Annotated in this window: 23 protein-coding genes; 4 read left to right on the forward strand and 19 right to left on the reverse strand. The window is 68.6% G+C overall.

Annotation, left to right across the window (positions count from 1 at the left end; translation table 11 throughout):
- Positions 1-10: 10 nt before the first annotated feature.
- The 6 genes from APZ21_RS30040 to APZ21_RS30065 form a co-directional block, all read right to left on the reverse strand.
- Entirely contained in the window at positions 11-811 is an 801-nt protein-coding gene (locus tag APZ21_RS30040; protein WP_054816694.1) for a hypothetical protein, read from the reverse strand.
- Between the two features lie 43 nt (positions 812-854).
- Positions 855-1,871, reverse strand: a complete 1,017-nt coding sequence (locus APZ21_RS34505) for a hypothetical protein (RefSeq protein ID WP_054816628.1) — start codon at positions 1,869-1,871, stop codon at positions 855-857.
- Positions 1,872-2,108: 237 nt separating this feature from the next.
- On the reverse strand, positions 2,109-3,137 hold the full coding sequence (gene dmpG / locus APZ21_RS30050; protein WP_054816629.1) for a 4-hydroxy-2-oxovalerate aldolase: 1,029 nt from the start codon (positions 3,135-3,137) through the stop codon (positions 2,109-2,111).
- Between the two features lie 11 nt (positions 3,138-3,148).
- Positions 3,149-4,060 (reverse strand): acetaldehyde dehydrogenase (acetylating), encoded by a 912-nt coding sequence (locus tag APZ21_RS30055; protein WP_054816630.1) that lies wholly within the window; start codon positions 4,058-4,060, stop codon positions 3,149-3,151.
- 43 nt (positions 4,061-4,103) lie between these two features.
- Positions 4,104-4,889 carry a 2-keto-4-pentenoate hydratase gene (locus APZ21_RS30060; RefSeq protein ID WP_054816631.1) on the reverse strand — a complete coding sequence of 262 codons (786 nt, stop codon included), beginning with the start codon at positions 4,887-4,889 and terminating at the stop codon, positions 4,104-4,106.
- A 20-nt stretch (positions 4,890-4,909) separates the two neighbouring features.
- The gene (locus APZ21_RS30065; protein ID WP_054816632.1) at positions 4,910-6,538 is read right to left on the reverse strand and encodes an FAD-binding protein; all 1,629 of its coding nucleotides are present in this window, start codon (positions 6,536-6,538) and stop codon (positions 4,910-4,912) included.
- A gap of 115 nt (positions 6,539-6,653) precedes the next feature.
- Between APZ21_RS30065 and kstD the strand changes: the two genes are divergently transcribed.
- Together kstD and APZ21_RS30075 are read left to right on the forward strand one after the other, a co-directional pair.
- Complete coding sequence (kstD, locus tag APZ21_RS30070; protein WP_082393567.1) at positions 6,654-8,354, forward strand: 3-oxosteroid 1-dehydrogenase; 1,701 nt, start codon at positions 6,654-6,656, stop codon at positions 8,352-8,354.
- Between the two features lie 13 nt (positions 8,355-8,367).
- On the forward strand, positions 8,368-9,228 hold the full coding sequence (locus APZ21_RS30075; RefSeq protein WP_054816634.1) for a MaoC/PaaZ C-terminal domain-containing protein: 861 nt from the start codon (positions 8,368-8,370) through the stop codon (positions 9,226-9,228).
- A 155-nt stretch (positions 9,229-9,383) separates the two neighbouring features.
- Here the strand turns inward: APZ21_RS30075 and APZ21_RS34905 are convergent, their stop codons facing one another.
- The 8 genes from APZ21_RS34905 to APZ21_RS30115 all read right to left on the reverse strand — a co-directional run bounded on the left by APZ21_RS34905 (position 9,384) and on the right by APZ21_RS30115 (position 16,008).
- Positions 9,384-9,701: a hypothetical protein gene (locus tag APZ21_RS34905; RefSeq protein WP_162240396.1), complete on the reverse strand. Its 318-nt coding sequence runs from the start codon at positions 9,699-9,701 to the stop codon at positions 9,384-9,386.
- Positions 9,702-9,910: 209 nt separating this feature from the next.
- Positions 9,911-11,071, reverse strand: a complete 1,161-nt coding sequence (locus tag APZ21_RS30085; RefSeq protein ID WP_054816636.1) for an XRE family transcriptional regulator — start codon at positions 11,069-11,071, stop codon at positions 9,911-9,913.
- Between the two features lie 94 nt (positions 11,072-11,165).
- A complete protein-coding gene (locus APZ21_RS30090; protein ID WP_054816637.1) occupies positions 11,166-11,621 on the reverse strand; it encodes a hypothetical protein in 456 nt (151 codons plus the stop codon).
- Positions 11,618-12,919 (reverse strand): DUF58 domain-containing protein, encoded by a 1,302-nt coding sequence (locus APZ21_RS30095; protein WP_239476898.1) that lies wholly within the window; start codon positions 12,917-12,919, stop codon positions 11,618-11,620. Before APZ21_RS30095 ends, APZ21_RS30090 begins: the two co-directional genes overlap by 4 nt.
- Positions 12,920-12,930: 11 nt before the next feature.
- On the reverse strand, positions 12,931-13,893 hold the full coding sequence (locus APZ21_RS30100; protein ID WP_054816639.1) for an AAA family ATPase: 963 nt from the start codon (positions 13,891-13,893) through the stop codon (positions 12,931-12,933).
- Between the two features lie 46 nt (positions 13,894-13,939).
- The gene (locus APZ21_RS30105) at positions 13,940-14,437 is read right to left on the reverse strand and encodes a hypothetical protein (RefSeq protein WP_239476899.1); all 498 of its coding nucleotides are present in this window, start codon (positions 14,435-14,437) and stop codon (positions 13,940-13,942) included.
- Entirely contained in the window at positions 14,434-15,354 is a 921-nt protein-coding gene (locus tag APZ21_RS30110; protein ID WP_054816640.1) for a DUF4129 domain-containing protein, read from the reverse strand. Before APZ21_RS30110 ends, APZ21_RS30105 begins: the two co-directional genes overlap by 4 nt.
- Positions 15,355-15,570: 216 nt before the next feature.
- Positions 15,571-16,008, reverse strand: a complete 438-nt coding sequence (locus APZ21_RS30115; protein WP_054816641.1) for an NUDIX hydrolase — start codon at positions 16,006-16,008, stop codon at positions 15,571-15,573.
- A gap of 191 nt (positions 16,009-16,199) precedes the next feature.
- Here APZ21_RS30115 and APZ21_RS30120 point away from each other — a divergent pair, with 191 nt between their 5' ends.
- Together APZ21_RS30120 and APZ21_RS30125 are read left to right on the forward strand one after the other, a co-directional pair.
- Positions 16,200-16,622 (forward strand): YciI family protein, encoded by a 423-nt coding sequence (locus tag APZ21_RS30120; RefSeq protein ID WP_054816642.1) that lies wholly within the window; start codon positions 16,200-16,202, stop codon positions 16,620-16,622.
- Positions 16,623-16,649: 27 nt separating this feature from the next.
- Complete coding sequence (locus APZ21_RS30125; protein WP_054816643.1) at positions 16,650-17,939, forward strand: RNA polymerase sigma factor; 1,290 nt, start codon at positions 16,650-16,652, stop codon at positions 17,937-17,939.
- On the opposite strand, the gene APZ21_RS30130 is transcribed toward APZ21_RS30125, so the two are convergent.
- From APZ21_RS30130 to APZ21_RS30150, 5 genes are read right to left on the reverse strand one after another with little or no spacing between them, the layout of a single operon-like run.
- Entirely contained in the window at positions 17,929-19,119 is a 1,191-nt protein-coding gene (locus APZ21_RS30130) for a lipid-transfer protein (protein WP_054816644.1), read from the reverse strand. The genes APZ21_RS30125 and APZ21_RS30130 overlap by 11 nt on opposite strands.
- Positions 19,109-19,531, reverse strand: a complete 423-nt coding sequence (locus APZ21_RS30135) for a MaoC family dehydratase (RefSeq protein ID WP_054816645.1) — start codon at positions 19,529-19,531, stop codon at positions 19,109-19,111. Before APZ21_RS30135 ends, APZ21_RS30130 begins: the two co-directional genes overlap by 11 nt.
- Positions 19,528-20,454 carry a bifunctional MaoC family dehydratase N-terminal/OB-fold nucleic acid binding domain-containing protein gene (locus APZ21_RS30140; protein WP_054816646.1) on the reverse strand — a complete coding sequence of 309 codons (927 nt, stop codon included), beginning with the start codon at positions 20,452-20,454 and terminating at the stop codon, positions 19,528-19,530. Before APZ21_RS30140 ends, APZ21_RS30135 begins: the two co-directional genes overlap by 4 nt.
- A gap of 32 nt (positions 20,455-20,486) precedes the next feature.
- Positions 20,487-21,656 carry an acyl-CoA dehydrogenase family protein gene (locus APZ21_RS30145; RefSeq protein ID WP_054816647.1) on the reverse strand — a complete coding sequence of 390 codons (1,170 nt, stop codon included), beginning with the start codon at positions 21,654-21,656 and terminating at the stop codon, positions 20,487-20,489.
- A complete protein-coding gene (locus APZ21_RS30150; protein WP_054816648.1) occupies positions 21,641-22,705 on the reverse strand; it encodes an acyl-CoA dehydrogenase family protein in 1,065 nt (354 codons plus the stop codon). The genes APZ21_RS30145 and APZ21_RS30150 overlap by 16 nt, the downstream gene beginning before the upstream one ends.
- Between the last annotated feature and the right edge of the window lie 25 nt (positions 22,706-22,730).

Here is a 22,730-nt window from a genome sequence, read left to right on the forward strand (position 1 = left end):
GCAGTCCCTTTCATGCGGTGGGCCAGGTGAGGAATCCGGTCGCGCGGACGCGGCGCAGGTGGGTGGCGGTGACGCGCGGTCGCACCTCACGCACCAGGCGGTGCACAGTGCGCAGCAGCGAGGCCGGACGCACCGATTCCACCTCGGCGCCGCGGCCCCGGTTCAGCCAGGCGCGTTCGGGCGGTTCGAGTTCGGCCGCCGGATCGGCGATCGGACCGGGCAGGTGGGTCAGGTGCAGGGCGCTCGCGTGCCGGGGGCGCAGGCCGATGGGCACCACGCGCACCCCGGCGGGTATCCCGGTGAGTTCGGGCAGGCGGGCCGGGAAGGTCATGCCGCGGGCGCTCGCGTCGTGCAGGACGAAGATCGCGGAGTCCGGGACCGACGACAGCATGTCGCCAAGCCGTCGGTCCAGCGGGAGTTCACCCGCGCCGTAGACCGGGCAGGCCGATTCCATCGGTACGCCGTTGGCGCGCAACATCTGTGCGACGGAATCGGATTCGCAGATCAGCAGGCGCGGCAGCCCGTAGTCGAACAGGTCGGGTTCGGGGGTGTGCTCGCCCGCCGCCCGCGGCCGGACCGGGTGCGGTGACAGCAATCCGGGAACGGGGCCGAGACCGTCTAGCGCGGCGCGGAAATCGGCGTAGCGCACCGGTGCGGCGACCGTGAAACCGGGGCGCATGCGGCGCGGCACCGGAAGCAGTACGCGGCACAGTTCGTAGTAGAGCTGACGCTCGGTGAACCGGATACCGCTCGGCGCCGCGGCCCGCGTGACCGCGACGCGCAGCGCACGGCCGAATACCTGCGTTCTCACCGGGTCGGCCACGTCAGAGAACCTACCGTGCGGATCGCCTCGCTCAACCGGTCGGCCATGTCAGGAAACCGACGGCGCGGGCGCGGCGGCGGTCGGGATCGCCCGCGTCCTCGACCCGCTGGACGGCACTGCCGACCGCGGCCAGCAGTTTCGCGGGCGGCACCGCGGCGAGCGGGGACCACCAGCCGTCGGCCAGCCAGGCGATCTCGGCCTCCGACACCGACCCCGCGCGCAGGCGCTGGAGTTCGTCCGGTTCGGGACGGCCGTGGCGCAGCCGCAGCGCCTTCTCCTTGTCGAGCAGCGCGCGAGGGGCGATGCCGACCGGAACGGCGCGCGGGCCGAGTGCGGCCTGGGTCTCGGCGGCGAAACGCAGACCCGCCACGCTCGCGTCGTGCAGGATCAGCACCGGCACCCCGGGCGGCAGATGTTCAAGGCGATCGGCCAACGCCATGCCCCAGGCGCCCGCGGCATCATTGGCGGCGAGGCAGGCCAGGACACCGCGGTCGGGGCACACCGCCGCGAGCCGGGGCCGCGGCGGACCGGGCGGCGGCGCGGCGCCTTCGGGAATCGACCCCGGCGGCGGACCGCCGTAGACCTTGCCCCACCGGTCGAGCACCTCGGCGCGGAACTTCTCGTACGGCACGGGCATCTTCACCGGCATCCCGCGCACGATCCGCGCCTTGAACGCCGTCATCGCGATGTTGACCAGGATCACCGCGCCGAGGATCACGGCGAGCGCGGGTCCGGCCGGGAACGCACCGCCGATGATGCCGAGCACGCCCAAGCCGACAATGGGCACCGATACCAGAAAGCGCCGCCCGAGGAACCGCTTGTCCAGATCGGGCATGTGTTTGCGCGAGGCCGCGTACCACAACTGCGGCAGGGCGTAGCGCAGTCCGCGCCCGTCACCGAGCTTGTCGGCCAGTGCGCGCACCCGGATGTCGTGCAGGCCGAGCACGCTCTCCTTCGGTTCAAGCGCGAAGGGCCGCTTGCACCCACCGCACACGCGCCCGTTGCGCTCGCGGCGCAACAGATTCACCGAACAGTGCGGACAGATCATCCGTTACCACCCCCGCATCCGCGACCCCCGCCCCGAAACCGCATTCTCACAGATACGGAATACCGGATTCCCGCACCCGCCGCGACCCGATCGACCTGAACCGGAGACGACGGTTTCGACAACAGTTCATCGAAGAGCGGCGCCCGGTCCATGCCGGGATCCGCCACGGCAAACGTCGCGGTCGCGGCATCGGATATGGAACGGGCCGCGCCCGGGACGGCGCGGCCCGCGGTGGGACTAGGCGGATTGTTCGCGCTGGAGTTCGAGGGCGATGTCGATGAGCTGGTCCTCCTGGCCGCCGACGAGGTTGCGCTTGCCCGCGCGGACGAGCATTTCGGCCGCGGAGACGTGGTAGCGCTCGGCTTGGCGCTCGGCGTGCTTGAGGAAGCTGGAGTAGACGCCGGCGTAGCCCATCATGAGGGCCTGGCGGTCGAGTAGGCATTCCTGCGGCATGACCGGACGGACAACGTCCTCGGCGGCGTCGGCGATGGCGAAGAAATCGATGCCGGTCTTGATGCCGATCTTGTCGCAGACGCCGACGAACGCCTCGACCGGCGTATTGCCCGCGCCCGCGCCGAAACGACGGGCGCTGCCGTCGATCTGCCTGGCGCCGGCGCGCACCGCGTACACCGAATTCGCCACGGCGAGATCGAGGTTCTCGTGGCCGTGGAAACCGACCTGCGCGTCGTCACCGAGTTCGGCGACCAGCGCCGCGACGCGATCGGAGACCTGCTCGAGCACCAGCGCGCCCGCCGAGTCGACCACGTAGACGCACTGGCAGCCCGCGTCGGCCATGATGCGGGCCTGCTTGGCCAGCACCTCCGGCGGCTGGGTGTGCGACATCATCAGGAAGCCGACGGTTTCCAGTCCGAGGTCGCGGGCGAGTCCGAAGTGCTGGATGGAGACGTCGGCCTCGGTGCAGTGGGTCGCGATGCGGCAGATGGAAGCGCCGTTGTCCTGGGAGACCTTGATGTCCTCCTTGACGCCGACGCCGGGCAGCATGAGCACCGCGATCTTGGCCTGTTTCGCGGTCTCGGCCGCGATCTTGACCAATTCCTGTTCGGGGGTCTTGGAGAAACCGTAGTTGAACGAGGAACCGCCGAGTCCGTCACCGTGGGTGACCTCGATGACCGGCACGCCCGCGGCGTCGAGCGCGCCGACGATATTGCGCACGTCCTCGCCGGTGAACTGGTGGCGCTTGTGATGGGACCCGTCGCGCAACGAGGTGTCGGTGACGCGGATGTCGAATTCTGTGGAAATGCTCATGTCGGCGCTCCTCACACGCGAGCCGAGACGATTTGTTCGGCGATGACTTCGCCGACTTGGGTGGCGGCGGCGGTCATGATGTCGAGGTTGCCCGCGTAGGGCGGCAGGAAGTCGCCCGCGCCTTCGACCTCGACGAAGACCGAAACCTTGGCCATACCACCGGATACCACCGACGGCGGATCGAACTGCGGTTCGTTGAGCAGCCGGTAGCCGGGCACGTACTGCTGGATGTCGGTGACCATGCGGTGGATGGAATCGGCGATGGCGTCGGTGTCGGCGTCCTCGGGGATCGCGCAGAAGATGGTGTCGCGCATGATCATCGGCGGTTCGGCGGGGTTCAGGATGATGATGGCCTTGCCGCGCTGCGCGCCGCCGATGGTCTCCACCCCGCGCGAGGTGGTCTTGGTGAACTCGTCGATATTGGCGCGGGTGCCCGGTCCGGCCGACACCGACGACACCGAGGCGACGATCTCGGCGTAGGGCACGGGCACGACCCGCGACACCGCGGCGACGATCGGGATGGTGGCCTGGCCGCCGCAGGTGATCATGTTGACATTCGGCGCGTCGATATTGGCGTCGAGGTTCACCGGCGGCACCACCGCGGGGCCGACGGCGGCGGGGGTGAGATCCACCGCGCGAATACCGGCCTCCGCGTAGCGGGGCGCGGCGGCCCGGTGCACGTACGCCGAGGTGGCCTCGAAGATCAGCTCGGGCAGTTCGGGCTGCGACAGCAGCCAGTCGACACCCTCGTGCGAGGTCTCCAGACCCAGCCCCCGAGCCCGCTTCAGACCTTCGCTGTCAGGATCGATACCGATCATCCAGCGCGGTTCGATCCGCTCCGAGCGCAGCAGTTTGTAGAGCAGGTCGGTACTGATGTTGCCGGAGCCGATGATCGCGGCGGTGACGGTCCCGTTGGTTGTCACGATGGGGCCTCCTCGAGGATGGCGGTATCTGATATCGGTGTGATCAGGTGAATTGCAGTCGGACGGAACCGAGTCCGGCGAACTCGGCGTGGAAGGCGTCGCCGGGGCGCGCGTCGATGGCGCGGGTGCAGGAACCGGGCAGCACGATGTCGCCCGCTTTCAACCGGACCCCGAAGGAGGCGACCTTGCGGGCCAGCCACGCGACGGCGATGACCGGGTCGCCCAGCACCGCGTCGCTGCGGCCCTCGGCGACGACCTCGCCGTTGCGGGTGAGCACGGCGTCGATGGCCTTGATATCGATATCCTTCGGCGCCACCCGCTCCCGGCCGAGCACCCAGCCCGCCGAGGAGGCATTGTCGGAGATGGTGTCGCACAGACCGATGTTCCAGTCCTTGATCCTGGAGTCGATCAGTTCGATGGCGGGCGCGTAGGCGACGGTCGCGGCCAGTACGTCGGCCTCGGTGCATTCCTCGCCGGGCAGGTCGGCGCCGAGGACGAATCCGACCTCGACCTCGACGCGCGGGATGAGATAGCGGCCGGTGTCGACCGGAACCTCTTCCGAGACCTGCATATCGGCGAGCAGGTGGCCGTAGTCGGGTTCGTCCACGCCCATCATCTGCTGCATCGCCTTCGACGACAGACCGACCTTGTGGCCGACCACGGTCGCGCCGTCGGCGATACGCCGCCGGATATTGATGAGCTGGATCTCGTAGGCGTCGACCACGTCGATATCGGGATACCGGTCGACGAGTTTGTCGACGGCGACCCGGTCGCGTTCGGCGAGGGCGAGTTCGTCGGCGAGTTCGGTTCGTACCGCGTCGGACAGCACGCTGTTTCCTTCCGGTGGTGTTATCGGGCGTCGGACGCGGGTGCGAGAGCCTGCGTCCAGGTCGCGGCCGCGGCCTGCGCCCCGGCGCGACGTCCTGAGAAGACGCAGTCCGACAGCGACAGTCCGCTCACATAGGAGTCCGAGCAGATGCCGACCGCCGTGCGGCCCGCCGCGTAGAGTCCCGGAATGTCCTGTCCCGCGACATTCTTGACCGCGCCGGTGTCCTCGTCCACGACCACGCCGCCGAGGGTGAGCATCGGGCACGGATTGATGAGGCTGGGAGCGATACCGACATCCAACAACCAGAACGGCGCGGCGCGCACCGGTTCGGTGAATTCGGCGGGCTTGCCGACCGGGTCCGGCAGGCCCTCGGCGATGGCGGTGTTGTGCGCGGCGACGGTGGCGCGCAGGCCGTCGGGGTCTACGCCGGCTCGGACGGCGACCTCCTCGAGTGTGTTCCCGCGCACGGCGGTGCGACGCATGGCCTCGAACTGTGCGCGCTGGAACCAGGCGCCCTGTTTGTGGATCTGCGACAGCGCGGTGCGCATGAGGTCCGCGTCGGCGAGTATCCAGCCCTTGCCGTCGTGCTTGTTGACCAGTGCGTGCCCGACCGCGGCGCCGTAGCGCGTCTCGTCGATGACCCGGCTGCCCGCGGCGTCGACCAGGACGCATCCGGTGAACGAACTCGGCGGCAGCAGGAACCGCCACGCCGAGATATTGCCCATTCGGTCGGTGGCCGCGCCGACCTGTTCGGCCATGCGGATGCCGCTGCCGTCGTCGCCGGTGGTGCCGAGGGCGAGGCCGTCGCGGTACTGCGGCCCGTATTCGGCGACCATGGCGCGGTTGCCGATGAATCCGCCCGCGGTGAGGATCACCCCGCGCCGGGCCAGCACCCGGATGGTGCGGCCGTAGCGGCGGTCCAGCGCGTCGAGTCGCTTCTCCAGCGCCTTGCGCAGCGGCGGGTAGTAGATGCCGGGTTTGGCCGCGATCTTCGCCATCCGGGCGTAGCGCTCGCGGACCCGGCCGGGCGCATCGCGCAGGGTCTGGCATTCGACGCCGACGACCGCGCCGTTGTCGTCGGTGATCAGCGCGGTCACGCGGGTGAGGGTTTCCACCCCGACCCCGTGGCGCGCGGCCGCGGCGATGAGCGGCCCGGTGAGCTTCTTGCCCGAGGTGCCCTTGCCCTTGACCCGGTGACCGCGTTGGAACGGTTCGGCGACCTCACGCCCGTGGCCGGAGACCTCGCTGCCCGAGTGGTAGAGGTAGTAGCGGTCGTTGGGGTAGGAGGTCTTGTACGGGCAAAGCGAGGGTTCGAAGGGGACGCCGTGTCCGGCGAGCCAGTCGATCATGGCCGGGCTCTGGTCGACGAATCGGCGCAGCGTTTCCGGGCGAACGGCCGCGGCGACCTCGCGCGTCAGGTAGGCCAGCATCTGTTCCGGGGTGTCCTCGACGCCCGCGGCGCGCTGCACCCAGGTACCCCCGCCCGCGTAGATGATGCCGCCGGACAGCGCGGAGGTGCCGCCGCCGGTGAAGCGCTCCAGGACGAGCACCTGCGCGCCCGCGGCGGCGGCTTCCAGCGCGGCACAGGCTCCGGCCGTGCCGTATCCGACGACGACCACATCCGCGGTCAGGTCCCATTCGAGGGCCATACACTCAACTCCGGGATCGAAACTGAAACGAGTTGCGTCGACAGTCGCGCCGCCGAGCAAGTCTTCTGCCTCTCAACATAGACCAATAGCGCCATCATTCTATAACGTGTTCTACATGACTGATCGGGAATATGACGTGGTGGTGGTCGGCAGCGGCGCCGCGGGCATGACCGCCGCGCTCACCGCCGCGCACCACGGGCTGAGCGCGGTGATCATCGAAAAGGCCGCACACTACGGCGGATCAACCGCGCGTTCGGGCGGCGGCGTGTGGATACCCGGCAACAAGGCGCTCAAAGCCTCCGGCAGGCCCGACGACCGCGAGGTCGCCCGCACCTACCTGCACAGCATCGTCGGTGACGCGGTGCCCAAGGAGCGGATCGACACCTACATCGATCGCGGAGCCGAAGCGTTCGACTTCGTTCTCGATCACACTCCGCTGAAGATGCGCTGGGTGCCCGGCTACTCCGACTACTATCCCGAAGCACCCGGCGGCCTGGGCGAAGGCCGATCCTGCGAACCGAAACCCTTCGACGCCAAGATCCTCGGCGAGGAACGGTTCAACCTGGAACCCCCCTATGCGAAGGCGCCGCTCAATGTCGCGGTGACCCAGGCCGACTTCGTGCGGCTCAACCTCATCCGCCGCCACCCCAAGGGCATGTTGCGGGCCATGCGCGTCGGCGCGCGCACCTACTGGGCCAAGTTCACCAACAAACACCTGATGGTGATGGGTCAGGCGATCATCGCCGCCATGCGCAAGGGGCTCATGGACGCGAAGGTGCCGCTGCTGCTGAACACGCCGCTGACCACGCTGATCGTCGAGGACGGCAAGGTCACCGGTGTCGAGGCCGAACACGACGGCGAGACCGTGCGATTTCGGGCGCGCTACGGCGTCGTGCTCGGCGCCGGCGGTTTCGAGCACAACGCCGAGATGCGCACCAAGTACCAGCGCCAGCCCATCACCACCGAATGGACCACGGGCGCGGCGGCCAATACCGGCGACGGCATCATCGCGGGCATGGAGGCGGGCGCGGCGGTCGGCTTCATGGAGGACGCCTGGTGGGGTCCGACGATCTTCAAGGGCGGCAAGCCCTGGTTCGCGCTGGCCGAACGCAATCTGCCCGGCTGCATCATGGTCAATGGCGAGGGCAAGCGCTTCGGCAACGAATCCGCGCCCTACGTCGAGGCCGTGCACACCATGTACGGCGGCGAATACGGACAAGGCGCCGGGCCGGGCGAGAACATCCCGTCCTGGCTGGTCTTCGACCAGCGCTACCGCAACCGCTACATCTACGCCGGATTGCAGCCGGGCCTGCGCTTCCCGTCGCGCTGGACCGAGAACGACAACATCGTCAAGGCCGATACCGTCGAGGAACTCGCCGCCGCCATCGGCGTACCCGCGCAAACCCTTGCCGCCACCGTGACCCGGTTCAACACCTTCGCCGCCTCCGGCAAGGACGAGGATTTCGGTCGCGGCGACAGCCACTACGACCGCTACTACGGCGACCCGACGGTCAAGCCCAATCCCTGCCTGGCCGCACTGGTCCAGGCTCCGTACTACGCGGCCAAGATCGTGCCCGGCGACCTCGGCACCAAGGGCGGTCTGGTCGCTGACACCGCGGGACGCGTACTGCGGGAAGACAATTCGGTGATCGAGGGGCTCTACGCCTCGGGCAATTCCAGCACCCCCGTCATGGGTCACACCTACGCGGGCCCCGGCGCGACCATCGGCCCCGCCATCACCTTCGGCTATCTGGCCGTGCTCGATATCGTCGACCGCAAGAAGGCCGCGGCGGCGACCGCGAACGCCGAGGCGTAACAGGAGGTTCCGAATGCCCATCGACCCGAACATCGCACTCGGGGCCGCACTGCCGGACCTCGAATTCTCCTGGACACCATCCGATATCCAGCTCTACCACCTCGGCCTCGGCGCGGGAGCGCGCTGGACCGATCCCGCCGAACTGCGCTACCTCGACGACCGCGCGCCGCAGGTACTGCCGACCTTCGCCGCCGTCGCACCGACCTTCCACGAGACCGAACCGCCCAAGGTGAGCTTCCCCGGTATCGACATCGATCTGGCGAAGGTGGTGCACGGCTTCCAGGAGGTGCGCCTGCACGGACCGATCCCCACCTCGGGCAAGGCGACCCGCAAGGCGCGCATCGCCGAACTGTGGGACAAGGGTTCGGCCGCGGTGGTCGTCCAGGAGCACACGGTCGTCGGCTCCGACGGCACCGAACTGTGGACGACGCGCTCGTCCATCTTCGCCAAGGGCGAGGGCGGTTTCGGCGGTGAACGCGGACCGAGCACCAAGACCGAACTGCCCGACCGGACACCGGACTTCGACGTGACCACGCCGACACTGCCGCAGCAGGCGCTGCTCTACCGCATGTCCGGCGACCGCAACCCGCTGCATTCGGACCCCGAATTCGCCCGCGCGGCCGGATTCCCGAATCCGATCCTGCACGGATTGTGCACCTACGGCATCGTGTGCAAGACCGCTACCGACACCGTGCTCGACTCGGATGTCTCCCGCGTCACCGGATTCCGCGCGCGCTTCGCGGGCGTGCTGTACCCCGGCGAGACCATCCGCACCCGGATCTGGCGCGAGGAGAACGAACTCGTCATCACCGCAACGGTCGTGGACCGCGAGGAAGCCCCCGTCCTCGCGGATGTCGTCCTGACCTACCGCTGAATCGAGGAGCGCACAGTGGGGTCGCCGTGCCGGTCGGCACCCCACTGCCGCTCCGAGACACCCCGTGGCGCGATCCGAGCGACGGTTCCAATCCTGGTGTCTCGATAATCATCTGGGACTTCACGTGTTGTCGACAGGTGTACATCCCACCGGGTTCACAGGACGCGGCAAATCCATTTCTGGTATTCACCTATGGGGACAGACATCGGCTCGAATCCGAGTCGTTCGAAAAGTGACTGGCTCGGCAGATTCCGCGTATGTATGTTCGCGGTCGCCACTCCGCTGCCGAGACCTTCGAGTCGCATCTTCTCCACGATGACGTCGAATGCGTCGCGAAGAGTACTGTCCGCAAGCTTGCCCCCTTGTCCGCGCACCGCCGTACACACGCCTACCGCGGCGATGTGCGACAAGAAGACGGATGTCGAGTGCTCGCCGAATATCAGATGCGCTGCCGAAACGATCTCTTCGCTCACCACATCCTGCCCGATGAGGACCAAGTCACCGTTCTTGAACCTTTTCGAACATTGCCGGAAATGGCTTTGGACCTCACGTTCCCACGGTTTCGGATGCTGAAGTCTACGCCCCTGCGGACTGCGTGGAATCTCGGTGGTACACGAGAAGTTCTCGAGTACCACCGTCTCTCGTTTGTTCGAGATTCGATGCCAGCGGATCTCCGATGGAGTCACCGGGTGGACCGACCGGTTGTTGCCAGCCATTCCCGCACATCGGTACTGCTCGGGCGATCTTCGAGCATCCGCCCGTATGCATCGGCGAGAGCGACATCGTCGTCATACGGTTCGGGGAAGTCGATCTCATCGACCGGGACATCCAACGCCCAGGCGAGGTACTGTGGAGATATCTCACCGATTTCGACTCGACGCTGTAGCGCATCGACCAGTATCGACGGAACAGTTCGGGCCGACGATTCCTGCTGTCGCCGTGTCACCTGCCGCGTGCTGCCGATGATGTCCGGGAGGTCATCCGCGTAGTCACGCATCAATCCGGGGGTGGTCCGCTCCAGGGCAACAGCCACCTTCGCCGATGGTTGGATCTCCAGCGCCGTGAGCCGAATCTTCAACGACAACGTGGACACGCCTGCTTGCCAGAGGAATTCCGCCAAGCCGCGCTCATCCATCCGTTGCCAGTCTTGCCGAAGAACGAGGTGTTCCGGGAGCAGAAGTTGCGCCGCATATCGATTCGCCGGTAGTTCATCCCGCTCCCCCGGCGGCTCGTGTCCATTGTGGTGTCCGAGTGCGAGATGTGCCAGTTCATGCGCCAACGACCAGTGGCTTCGATACCAATGCGATGTCGTGGCGAGTATGACTATCGCCCTGGATCCGATGGTGAGTGAGTAGTCCGTGGTGAGCCCGGGTAGGCGAAATACGTCGACTCCAAGGCGATCCTGGACGACTGCACCGTATTGACGGACGTACCCTTCGCCCAGCAAGGCTCGCAGACGTGCGGGGGAATCGGGTAGCGACTCACTCGGGGGAGGCCCGTCGGGAAAAGCGGCGCCGTAGGCATCGACGACCTTCTCGAGAATCCCCTCGTCGGAAGGCCGTCCCGTGTTTGTCCGCGCACTCTCGGTCTCGTCCCAATCGTGTCGGGCGGCGATCTCGACGCGGTGCGGGTCGGGCCGTCCGGTCACGAGCCAGTGCAGATCCGCTCCCAGACGATCGGCGATCCGTGCGAGCTCGATCGATGAGAACCCACGCAGCCCGTTCAACGCTCGCGACAACGCATCAGGCTTCATATCGGTCAGTTCCGCGAGTCGCCGCTGGCTCATATCCGACGACATGCGTGATCGGATACGTGCGCCCACCGCCACAAGCTGCTCGTCCATGCTTCGATCGTAGCGACCGCGTTGGGAAATTCCCAACGCTCTGTCGGGCGTCTCGGAACACTCTTGAATGCGGGTTGAGCGCGAGTCGGGGTGCCTACCTCATTTCTCCGCCGGGGCTCTCGGATGGGCGGCGGCGGACGGCGAGTCCTTCGACCAGTAGGGCGTAGAGCAGGATTACCAGGACGGGGGCGGCCAGGGGGGTCCAGGCCAGGCGGAGGGGTAGCAGGGCGGCGGCGGCCGCGCAGGCCGTGCACACGGCCGCGCCCGCGACCGAGGCGACGGTGGTCGGCACGACGCCGACCGGGGCGGATACCGAGGCGATGTTCAGCAGGTAGGTGGTCGCCACCAGTCCAACGGCGGCGGCCGCCAGCACGCCGGTGTCGGCGAGTACCAGGACACCCAGCGCGAGCAGCGCCGCGGCCACCGCGCACGGACGCCACCACCAGCCGGCCACCACCAGGGCGACCGCGGCGATCCCGGCGAGCGGGAGCATGAGCGAGATCGCGAGCACCAGCATGACGCCCGCGAGTACGGCCAGGAATTTCGTCATCGGCGCACCCGCACGACCCGGCGGTGTTCGGGCAGCAGCCGCATGATCTCGTCGAGCCGGGCGCCATCGGGCCAGGCCACGATATCCACCCCGACGGTACCCATGTCGCGGTACATCGACGCCCGCTCCAACTGCCACATGCGCGCCAGCGTCGGATCGAGTCCCTCGCGAAACGGCGTGCCGCGCAGCACATCCACCACGACCACCACGTGTCCCCGTTTGCGCAGATCGATCAGCGCCAGCGCGAACTGGGTGTCGAGCAGGGTGGAGAAGGCGATCACGATCGCGCCGAGCGGCACCGCCGCGTGCGGGGCGAGGGTGCCGGTGGTCTCGATGTGCTCGTCGCCGACGGCGAGCACGGTGTCCACGATCCGGTAGAACTGGCGGCGGCCGATGTCGGGGCGCAGCCAGCGCGGTGCACCGCCGAGGCACACCACCGCGGTCCGGTCCCCCGCCTGCAAGGTCGACTGCACCACCTGGGCGGCCCCGCGCACCGACAGTTCCAGCGAATCGCTGGCAGGCCCCGGCGCCTGCTGCGAGGTGTCGACCAGCACGACCACGTCCGCGGATCTGTTGGTGTGGCGTTCGGTGACGAACAGCCGCCCGCGCCGCGCGCTCACCGCCCAGTTCACCAGTCGCAGTTGATCGCCCGGCGCGTACACGCGGATATCGGCGTATTCGACGCCCGGACCGACCCTGCGGGTCAGGTGGACGCCGATGCGGTCGGGAAGTTCGGTGCGCGGCAACCGAAGCCGCTGCGGATCGGTGATCGGGTACACGAACAGCTGCCCGGCGGGCAGTATCGCGGTGGCGACCGCGAGTCCGGCGGGGCTCAATGCCGAAACCCGCACGTGGGACGGATAGCGACCCCAGCGGTCGGCGGTCAGCGCCAGGCGCAGACCCGCGGGCGCCTCCCCGGAATCGGTCGACTCCTCCACCGTGATCCCGAGTCCGGGCAGCGGTTCCGGTTTCATCCGCAGCAGGGCGTGCCCGGAATCGACCCAGGCGGCGACGGTGAACACCACCTCCTCGGTCTCGAAGCACCGATGTATGCCGCCGCCGTCGACCTGGATCCTGGTGCGCGACATCTGCCATGGCGCGGTCGCGAGTACCCCGATCATGGGGGCGGCGAACACCACCGGCTGCCAGCGGCCGAGCGCGACGGCCACCACGAGCGCCGCGGCCGCGCAGGTCGCCAACATGTAGACCAGTACGGCAGGCCGCCAGTGCAGGCGCGCCTCGACGGCGGTGCTGCGGTCGCGATGGCGCGCCGTGCGCGGACCGTCGTCCACTGCCACCGCCGACCCGCTCATGCCCCGGTGGCGCGCGGAACCGGTAGACGACGCAACAGTTCGCTGATCACGTCCTCACCTCGGATCCGGCGCACCCACATCTCGGGACGCAGCGTGATGCGGTGCGCCATCGCGGGAATCGCCAACGCCTTCACATCCTCCGGGATCACGTAATCGCGTCCGAGCAGCAGCGCCCGCGCACGCGCCATCTGCACCAGATCGAGTTCCGCGCGGGGGCTTGCCCCCACCTCGACCTGCGGATGACCGCGGGTCGCCGTCGCCAGCGCGACCACGTAGCCGACCACGTCGGGATGCACCGAGACGTATTCGACCGACTGGCGCATCTCCAGCAGGCCGTCCGCGTCCACGACCTGGCCCACCTGCGGCGGAGTCGCGCCGCGTTCGAGCCTGCGGCGGATCATCTGGGTCTCGTCGTGTTCGGACAGATACCCCAACCGCAATTGGATGGCGAACCGGTCGAGCTGCGCCTCCGGCAGCGGATAGGTGCCCTCGTATTCGATCGGATTGTCGGTGGCAAGCACGATGAACGGCTGCGGCAGCGGGAAGGTCTCGCCGTCGATGCTGACCTGTCCCTCGGCCATCGCCTCCAGCAGCGCCGCCTGCGTCTTGGGCGGGGTGCGGTTGATCTCGTCGGCCAGCAGCATATTGGTGAACACCGGCCCGCGCCGGAAGTTGAACCGGCCCGAGGACATGTCGTAGATGGTGGAGCCGAGCAGGTCGGCGGGCAGCAGGTCGGGGGTGAACTGCACGCGGGTGAAATCCAGCCCGAGCGCGGCCGAGAACGACCGCGCTATCAGCGTTTTGCCGAGTCCGGGCAGATCCTCGATGAGCACGTGCCCGCCCGACAGCACGGCGATCATGATCAGCTGCAACTCGTCCCGCTTACCGACGATCACGCGGGACAGCTCCCGCAGGACGGCCTCGGTCTGCTGGACGGTCGCGTCCATCGGCATCGTCATATGTCCACTCGCACTTACCTCAACCCATTCGTCTCGTGAATGCGCTCTACATTCGTTGCAGGCGGCGCAGGATCTCGTCCAGCGCCGCCCGTCCGGGTGCGCTGCTGGTTTGATCGCGCAATGCCGAATTCGCGGGGTCGACCCATCGCCACAGTTCGGGTCCGAATTGCAGGAGGCCCGCGGACTCGGTCGCCTTGCGGTTCTTGGCGACCCGCAGCCCGGTCGACAGTTCGAACTCCTTGGCCAGCAGCGGACGCAGATGCCGGTCCCAGTCGGCGCGAGTGCCCTCGGCCCGGTCGGCCAGCAGCTGGGCGCGGGCCTGCCAGCGGTACAGCATCTCGGCCGGACCGTTCTCCATGTCCTCGACGGGTTCCTCCTCGGCGACGCCGGGGCGTTCACCGAGCGACCTGGTCAGCCGGTACATGGCGAAGGCCACCGGCAGCGCGGTCACCATGACCAGTGCGAGCGGGCCGCGCAGCACGGCGACCGCGTCGAGGAGCAGGACGGCGGCGATCATGGCGGCCGCGATCATGGCCCTGGTCACGAGACCACCCCCTCGGCCGCCACATTCCGTTTGCCCTGTAGGTCGGCCAGCACGATGCGCAGCAGCTGTTCGGCGCGCATACGCTGCCATTCCAGCATGGAATGCGGGCTGAACCGGGCCTCCTCGAACAGCGCGACGAGTTCGCGGGCCGAGGCGTCGTGCAGCGCGCCGCGTTCGAAGGCACGCGCCAGCACCTCCATCGGCGTGTCGGAGATGAGCGGCGCGGCGGCGCGGTCGAAGGCGAGGCCGCGTTCCATCGCGACATAGCAGGCGATGATGGCGGTGCGCGGATCCTGACCGGGCGCGATCATCGCGGCCAAGCCCATTTCCGCGGCGCGGGTCAGCGAATCGACCGCCTCGTCCGCGGCGGCGGCCGCGGACTCCGGCCGCGGCACCGTTTGCCTGCCCGCCTTGAACAGGATGTAGGACAGCGCCGCGAGCGCTATCACGACCAGCGCGACAGCGGCGACGGTCGTCAGCAACAGCGGTGTACCGCTCAATCCGTCCGAGGTCGCGGGCGACGGCGGTTGCGGGGCGAGCGACGGGTCGGTGGTCGGCGCGGCGGGCGGGGGCGGCGGTCGGTCCGCGCCGCCGCCGATGAGCCGGATCGCCGAGAACGCGGCGGCGAGCAGCGCGATGGCGGCGAGTACGCCGAGAACCACCAGACCGCCACGGCCGAGCCGCGGACCGCCGGGTCGTTCATCGACCTCGATATCGGGCATGGCCAACGGCAGCCGGTGCTGGCTGGCCAGCACACCCGCGAGCAGGATGACCACGGAGACGGTGAACAGCACCGGCATCAACGCGACCGCGACCGCGGAGGGCATCGACCGCGGCGGGCCGTGGTCGGCGCCGCCCGGCACATAGCCGCGCAGGGCGATCACGGCGCACGCGAGCAACGTGATCAGCGCGATCACGCGCGTTATGGCCGCTCGCGCTCGAACCAACCGAATTACCCACCGAATCTGAGTGCTGCCACAAAACAGCCACATCGTTACATGCCGGGCGGTCCGCCGGGAGGGAATCGGAGACTTCGGACTACCTCGGCTTTGTACGCCGTTGCCGGTACGTCCGTACAACTCCGTCCGGTCTGCGCGGATGACCAGAACCTGGTCGTCCGCGTTTGTGCGATCTCACATCGGCCAGCCGAATTCGGAGTAGGGATCTCCGGTGCGGAGCGCGGCGATACCCGCCAACGGGTAGGCGATCGTATCGGCGGGGAGCGCGTCGAGTGGGAACCAGCACAGCTCGTAACATTTGTCGGGTTCGCGGTTGACCGGGTCGCCGATCCAGCTCCGAGTTTCGAAGAACAGCCCGAGCCGCGCGGGGCGACCGGGCGAGACCACGTGGGCGACGTGGACCAGGCGCAAATCGGCCGGATCCAGCCTGACACCGATCTCCTCCACGGCCTCGCGCACCACAGCGGCCGTCACCGACTCGCCCTCCTCGAGTTTGCCCGCGGGCAGATGCCAGCGGCCGTCGAATTCGTCGCCGCTGCGCCGCCTGCTGAGCAACAGCTCCGCGTCGCGCCGCAACAGCATGTGCACATCGACCAGATGCCGGGCGCTCATCGGACTCCTTCGGGTGAAACAACCGTGGAATCAACCTATGCCCACCGAACGCGGACCGGTACGCTCCGGCCGTTCCCGCACCCCGCGGAGAACTAAGAAAAAAGTTTTCCGCGGCTGTCGATCTCGTTCCCTCTCGTTCGACGTGATGGGTGAGAGGGTCGAGACACGGCCCCCGGACAGAGGAGCTGACAATGAAATACATGCTGATCATGCGCTCGACGGACGAGGCGATCGAGGCGGCCGAGCAGGTGCCCTTCGAACAGATCATCGAGGCGATGGGCAAGTACAACGAGGAGTTGGTGAAGGCCGGGGTGATCCTGGCGGGCGAGGGTCTGGCCGGACCCGAGGAGGGCTTCGTCGTCGACTTCGCCGCCGATCCCCCGCTGGTCACCGACGGCCCCTACGGCGAGACCACCGAACTGTTCGGCGGATTCTGGATCATCGAGGTCGCCACCAAGGAGGAGGCCGCCGAATGGGCCAAGCGCTGCCCGCTCGGGCCGGGCTCCAAATTGGAGGTGCGGCGAGTGCACGGCAACGAGGACTTCCCCCAGGACAACGAGTGGGTCCAGAAGGAAGCGGGCTGGCGCGAGGAGATCGAGTCGCGTAACTCCTGACACGGCAAGGCATCCGGGGTATCAGCCATGAACGACACCGTCACGCGGCGGCCCGGCGGCGACGCCGAATCGGTTCGGCGCTCCGTCGCGGCGCTGTGGCGCATCGAATCGGCGCGGATCGTCGCGACCCTCACCCGCGCGGTCGGCGATTTCGGCTTCGCCGAGGATCTCGCCCAGGAAGCCGTCGTCGACGCGCTCGCGCAGTGGCCCGAGACCGGGGTGCCGAACAATCCCGGCGCGTGGCTGACCACGGTCGCCAAACGCAAGGCCGTCGACCGGTGGCGGCGCGACGAACGCTACGCGCGGCGGCTCGCGGGCATAGCCCGCGAACTCGAACTCGACGGCGACCGCGACCCGGCCGATCCGCCGTGGGATCCCGATCGCATCGACGACGACGTGCTGCGGCTGGTGTTCGTCTCCTGCCATCCGGTGCTGGCCCGCGAGGCGCAGGTCGCGTTGACGTTGCGGGTGGTGGGCGGACTGTCCAGTGAGGACATCGCGCGGGCCTGTCTGGTGTCCACCGCGACCGTGCAGCAGCGCATCGTGCGGGCCAAGAAGACCCTCGCCGCGGCGAACGTGCCGTTCGAGGTGCCGTCGCGCGCCGATTTCGGCCCCCGCCTGTCCGGGGTGCTCGGCGTGCTGTACCTGATGTTCAACGAGGGGTACGCGGCAGGCCGCGGTGACAGTTGGATGCGGCCCGAACTGGGCCGGGAGTCGTTGCGGCTCGGGCGGATTCTGGCCGAACTCGTCCCGGACGAGCCCGAGGCGCACGGCTTGGTGGCGCTCATGGAACTGACCTCGGCGCGCTTCCCGGCCCGCACCGATGTCAACGGCGACCCGGTCCTGCTCGCCGACCAGGACCGCCGCCGCTGGGACCGCGGCTGCGTCACCCGCGGCCGGGCCGCGCTGCGGCGGGTCGACGCGCTCGGCCGCGGGCGCGGGCCCTACGCGTTGCAGGCCACCATCGCCGAATGTCACGCGGTGGCGAATTCGGTCGAGGAGACCGATTGGGAGCGCATCGTCCTGGTCTACGACGCGCTCGGCCGGATCGCGCCCTCACCGGTGGTGGAGTTGAACCGGGCCGCGGCCGTCGCCATGACCGCGGGTCCGGGCGCCGCCCTGCGGCTGGTCGACGCACTGGTCGCCGACGGTCGGCTGGCCCGTTACCACCTGCTGCCCGCGACCCGCGGCGAACTGCTCGCCCGCCTCGGACGCCGCGCCGAGGCGCACGCGGAATTCGAGGCGGCGGCCGCCCTGGCGGGCAACGAGCGCGAACGAGACCTGTTGCTGCGCAAGGCGGCCGCGGTCACGCTGTGAGCACGAGTCCCGAGGTGGGGACGCCGGTCCCCGCGGTGACCACGACATTGCGGACCGAGTCCACCTGGTTCACCGAGGTGCCGCGGATCTGGCGCACGGCCTCGGCGATGCCGTTCATCCCGTGGATGTACGCCTCGCCGAGCTGTCCGCCGTGGGTGTTCAGCGGCAGCCGCCCGCCCAGTTCGATGGCGCCGTCGGCGATGAAGTCCTTGGCCTCGCCGCGCCCGCAGAAACCCAGTTCTTCCAGCTGCATGAGCACGAACGGGGTGAAGTGGTCGTAGAGGATGGCGGCCTGCATGTCCTGCGGCCGCAATCCACTCTGGCCCCACAGCTGATCGCCCACCAGACCCATTTCCGGCAGACCCGTGAGCGCGTCGCGGTAGTAGCTGGTCATGACGTACTGGTCCGCGCCGCTGCCCTGCGCGGCCGCGGCGATGACCGCCGGACGCTGCGGCAGGTCGCGTGCCCGCTCGGCGCTGGTGACCACGATCGCGACACCGCCGTCGGATTCCTGACAGCAGTCCAGCAGATGCAGCGGTTCGGCGATCCAGCGCGAGTTCTGGTGATCGTCGAGGGTGATCGGCTTGCCGTAGAAGAAGGCGTCCGGGTTGACCGCGGCGTGTTTGCGGTCGGCCACCGCGACGCGGCCGAAATCCGCGCTGGTCGCACCGTATACGTGCATGTAGCGGCGCGCGACCATGGCGACCTGCGCCGCGGGCGTGCCGAGCCCGTGCGGATACGACCAGCCCGCGTCGATCCCCGATGAGGTGGGCGCGGTGGCAAGCGCCGTGGAGAACTGCCCGAACCGCGACACCGACCGCTCGTTGAACGCGCGATAGGCCACCACCACGTCGGCGACCCCGGTCGCCACCGCCATCGCGGCCTGCTGCACGGTCGCGCAGGCCGCGCCGCCGCCGTAGCCGATATGGGAGAAGAACCGCAGCTGCGGAATGCCCACCGCGCGGGCGACCGCGGCCTGGGTGTTGGTGTCCATCGTGAACGTGGTCAGCCCGTCCACGTCGGCCGCGGTCAGTCCGGCGTCGGCCAGCGCCGCGTTGACCGCCTCGGCGGCCAGCCGCAATTCGCTGCGCCCGGACTCCTTGGAGAAGTCGGTGGCTCCGATGCCGACGATCGCCGCGCGCCCCGAAAGCGGCGCGTCCTGCGTGCCGTTACTGCTCACCGTCGACCTCCGTGATCGCTATGACGGCCTTGGCCGTGATGTGCTCGCCGAGGCTGTCGCGACCGATCACCTCGAGGTGGACCTCCTCGCCCTCGACCGCGGTCACGGTGCCGCTGATCGTGAGCGTGTCGCCCGCGTAGAGCGGCACGCCGAGACGCAGCGCGATGGATTTCACCCGTGCCCGCGGACCCGCCCAGTCGGTGACGAAACGCTGCACCAGACCGGTGTCGGTGAGGATATTGACGAAGATGTCCTTCGACCCGCGCGCCACCGCCTTGTCGCGATCGTGGTGTACGTCCTGGAAATCCCTTGTCGCGAGGGCGGTGCTGATCACGAAGGTGGGATCGGCGTGGATCACCAGCTCCGGCAGGACCGTGCCGACCTCGACATTCGGCGTGGATACGGCGGTCATTCGCTCACCTTCCAGTACGGCAGCGTGGCATCGTCGTCCAATTTCTCGAAGCCCGCCCGCACCGGCAGGCCGACCTCGACCTCGGCGGGGTCGACACCGCGCAGTTCGCCGAGCATCCGCACCCCCTCCTCCAGCTCGACCAACGCCACCACGAACGGCAGCCGCCGCCCCGGCACCTTGGGCGCGTGGTGCACCACGTAGCTGAAGACCGTGCCGCGCCCGGAGGCAACGACATAGTCGGTCCATTCGGCCTTGTCCTTCCACACCGCGGGAATCGGCGGATGCCGCAGCGAGCCGTCGGGCAGCTGCTGAATCCGCAACTCGCCCGCTTTGGTTCCCTCCCAGAAGAATTCGGTGTCGTGGGAGACCAGCGGCTTGACCCGCTCGCCCGCGGGCTTCGGCGGGCCGGGCGCGAATTTCAGTATGCGGAACAGCATTTCGGTGACCAGTTCGTCGCCAACGCGCCATTCGGTGCGGAAGGTGGCGAACCAGCCGTCGCCGAGTCCGGTCCGCTTGGGGCCGACCAGCGTGTCGAGGCGACTGGTGACAGTCACCTGCTCACCCGGCAGCAGATAGCGGTGGTAGATCTGCTCGCAGTTGGTGCCGACCACCGAGGTGTAGCCCGCCTCGTCGAGCAGTTCGGTGACCGTGCCGAGCGGGTCGTCGGCCGGGCGCACTCCGTTGAGTCCGAACATGGTCCAGACCTGCGCCATCGCGGGCGGGGCGACGATGCCGGGATAGCCGGCGGCGATGGCGGCCTGCTCGTCGACGTAGATCGGATTGGTGTCGCCGATGGCCTCGACCCAGTTGTTGATCATCGGCTGGTTCACCGGATCGCGCGCCTGCCGCGGCGCGCTCGCCCCCGCCGCCCGAATGCGTTCGGCGGCGGCGGCGATCTCTTCGGGTGCGGTCGTATCCGGCATGCCGATCTCCTTCGATCTGTTGCGGTGCGCGGTCAGCGGGGGACGCGAGGCAGTTTCAGACCCGCGGTGGCGACGAGTTCGCGCATCACCTCGTTGACGCCGCCGCCGAAGGTCACCACCAGGTTCTGTTTGGTGCGCCGGTCCAACCAGGTCAGCAGTTCCGCGGTGTCGGGATCGGCCGGATCGCCGTAGCAGCCCACGATCTCCTCGGCGAGCCTGCCCGCCTCCTGGAGCGATTCGGTGGAATAGACCTTGGTGGCCGAGGCATCGGCGATCACGCCCATTGGGTCATCGGTCTTGCTGTCCGCGGTGGCCGCGACCTGCCAGTTGAGCAGTTCGTTGAGCCGGACCATCGCGTGCACGCGTCCCAGCGACCGCCGCACGTCGGGGTCGCCGAGCACGCCGTGCGCACCAGCCCATTCGCGCACGCGGTCGTAGAGCTGTTCGATCTTGCCGGACGGACCGAGCCCGACCCGCTCGTGGTTGAGCTGGGTCGTGATCAGCTGCCAGCCTCGGTTCTCCTGTCCGACCAGCATGTTCGCGGGGACACGGACGTCGTCGAAATAGGTGGCGTTGGTGTGGTGGGCGCCGTCGCAGGTGATGATCGGCGTCCACGAGTACCCGGGATCGCGGGTGTCGACGATGAGGATCGTGATCCCGCGATGGCGCGATTCCACCGTTCCGGTGCGGCAGGCCAGCCAGATGTAGTCCGCCTCGTGCGCGCCGGTGGTGAAGATCTTCTGCCCGTTGACGATCCAGTCGCCCGAGGCGTCGCGCACCGCGCTGGTGCGCAGCGAGGCCAGGTCGGTGCCCGCTTCGGGTTCGGAGTAGCCGATCGCGAAATGGATGTCGCCGGTGAGGATTCCGGGCAGGAACTTGCGTTTCTGCTCCTCGGTGCCGTAGGTCTGCAAGGTCGGACCGACGGTCAACAGCGTCACCAGGGGCAGCGGCACATCCGCGCGCACCGCCTCGTTGTAGAAGATCTGCTGTTCGACGGCGCCGAAACCCTGTCCGCCGTATTCCTTGGGCCAGCCGACGCCGAGCCTGCCGTCGCGCCCCATGCGGCGCACCACGGCGCGGTAGGCGTCGCCGTGCCGGTTGCCCTGCATCTCGGCCTCTTCTTCGGGAGTCACGAGATCGGCGAAGTACGTGCGCAGTTCCGCGCGGAGTTCCTGCTGCTCGGCGGTCAGGTCGATGAACATTTGGCCCCCAATCGGTCGAGACGGAACGACGCGCCGCCGAGCCAGCGGGCGATGTCCTTGGCCTGTGAGTAGTAGCGGTGCATCGAATGGGTCATGTCGACCCCGATACCGCCGTGCAGGTGATGGCACTTCTGCATGGCGGCGGGCAGTTCGGAGGCCACGGTATAGGCCAGCACGTCCAGATCGTCGTCGACGCGCTCCCGGTGCGCGGGCTCTGTGTCGTCCTGGGCCAGCGCCCAGGTCGCCGAGACCGCCGCCGCGTGCAGGGTGCGGGAGACGACGTACAGATCGGCGATCTGCTGGGCCACCGCCTGGAATTCGGCCAGCGGACGGTTGAACTGATGGCGAGTGCGCAGATGTTCGGCGGTGAGCACCACCGCGCCCTTCAACAGCCCGTCGGCCACCGACCCGATCGCGGCCACCGCGACCCGGTGCAGGTACGGCAGGCCGTCCGCCATGAGCTGGTCGGCCGGTACGCGCACGTCGTCGAGCCGCACCGTGGCCTCGGGCATACCGCCCGACACCGGCGACGGCGTGACGGTGAGCCCGTCGAGGCCCGCCTCCACCAGCGCGAGACCCGCGTCGGTCGGAATCAGCAGCCAGCGCGCCTGCTCGGCGTAGGGCACCGCGACCTTGTGCCCGGTGATCCGCACCGTATCGCCCTCGGCGACCGCGGTGGTCTCGGGTCGCACCACGAACGGCGCACCCGGTTCACTCAATGCCGCGGTCAGGATCGCGCCTTCGGCGACCGCGGGCAGCACCCGCTCGGCGACACCGTCGGGCAGACCCGCGATCAGCGGCGGCAGCGCGAAACCCAATGTCGGCAAGGCGGGTACGGCCACCGCATCGGTAGCCAGTTCGGTCAGCATGACCGCGATCTCGCCGAATCCCATGTCGTCGCCGCCGAAGCGGGACGGCAGGGCCACCGACAGCAGACCGCTCTCTACGAGTTGGGGCCACAGGTCGATATCGCGCGCCGACTCCCGCTCCAGCACGCTGACAACGACTTCGGCCACGGCGTCTTGGCCCTCGTCCCTGGTGAAATCCACGCTCTTACTCCAGTTCCCCTCGTCG

Origin of the sequence: Nocardia arizonensis, from assembly GCF_001310275.1 — a bacterium.
GTDB lineage: Bacteria > Actinomycetota > Actinomycetes > Mycobacteriales > Mycobacteriaceae > Nocardia > Nocardia arizonensis.

Excerpts from the sequence above, each read along its gene's own strand:
- APZ21_RS34505 (WP_054816628.1), bottom strand. The coding sequence starts at position 1,871 with ATGATCTGTCCGCACTGTTCGGTGAATCTGTTGCGCCGCGAGCGCAAC.
- dmpG (WP_054816629.1), bottom strand. The coding sequence starts at position 3,137 with ATGAGCATTTCCACAGAATTCGACATCCGCGTCACCGACACCTCGTTG.
- APZ21_RS30065 (WP_054816632.1), bottom strand. The coding sequence starts at position 6,538 with ATGGCCCTCGAATGGGACCTGACCGCGGATGTGGTCGTCGTCGGATAC.
- kstD (WP_082393567.1), top strand. The coding sequence starts at position 6,654 with ATGACTGATCGGGAATATGACGTGGTGGTGGTCGGCAGCGGCGCCGCG.
- APZ21_RS30075 (WP_054816634.1), top strand. The coding sequence starts at position 8,368 with ATGCCCATCGACCCGAACATCGCACTCGGGGCCGCACTGCCGGACCTC.
- APZ21_RS30085 (WP_054816636.1), bottom strand. The coding sequence starts at position 11,071 with ATGGACGAGCAGCTTGTGGCGGTGGGCGCACGTATCCGATCACGCATG.
- APZ21_RS30090 (WP_054816637.1), bottom strand. The coding sequence starts at position 11,621 with ATGACGAAATTCCTGGCCGTACTCGCGGGCGTCATGCTGGTGCTCGCG.
- APZ21_RS30100 (WP_054816639.1), bottom strand. The coding sequence starts at position 13,893 with ATGACGATGCCGATGGACGCGACCGTCCAGCAGACCGAGGCCGTCCTG.
- APZ21_RS30115 (WP_054816641.1), bottom strand. The coding sequence starts at position 16,008 with ATGAGCGCCCGGCATCTGGTCGATGTGCACATGCTGTTGCGGCGCGAC.
- APZ21_RS30120 (WP_054816642.1), top strand. The coding sequence starts at position 16,200 with ATGAAATACATGCTGATCATGCGCTCGACGGACGAGGCGATCGAGGCG.
- APZ21_RS30125 (WP_054816643.1), top strand. The coding sequence starts at position 16,650 with ATGAACGACACCGTCACGCGGCGGCCCGGCGGCGACGCCGAATCGGTT.
- APZ21_RS30135 (WP_054816645.1), bottom strand. The coding sequence starts at position 19,531 with ATGACCGCCGTATCCACGCCGAATGTCGAGGTCGGCACGGTCCTGCCG.
- APZ21_RS30140 (WP_054816646.1), bottom strand. The coding sequence starts at position 20,454 with ATGCCGGATACGACCGCACCCGAAGAGATCGCCGCCGCCGCCGAACGC.
- APZ21_RS30145 (WP_054816647.1), bottom strand. The coding sequence starts at position 21,656 with ATGTTCATCGACCTGACCGCCGAGCAGCAGGAACTCCGCGCGGAACTG.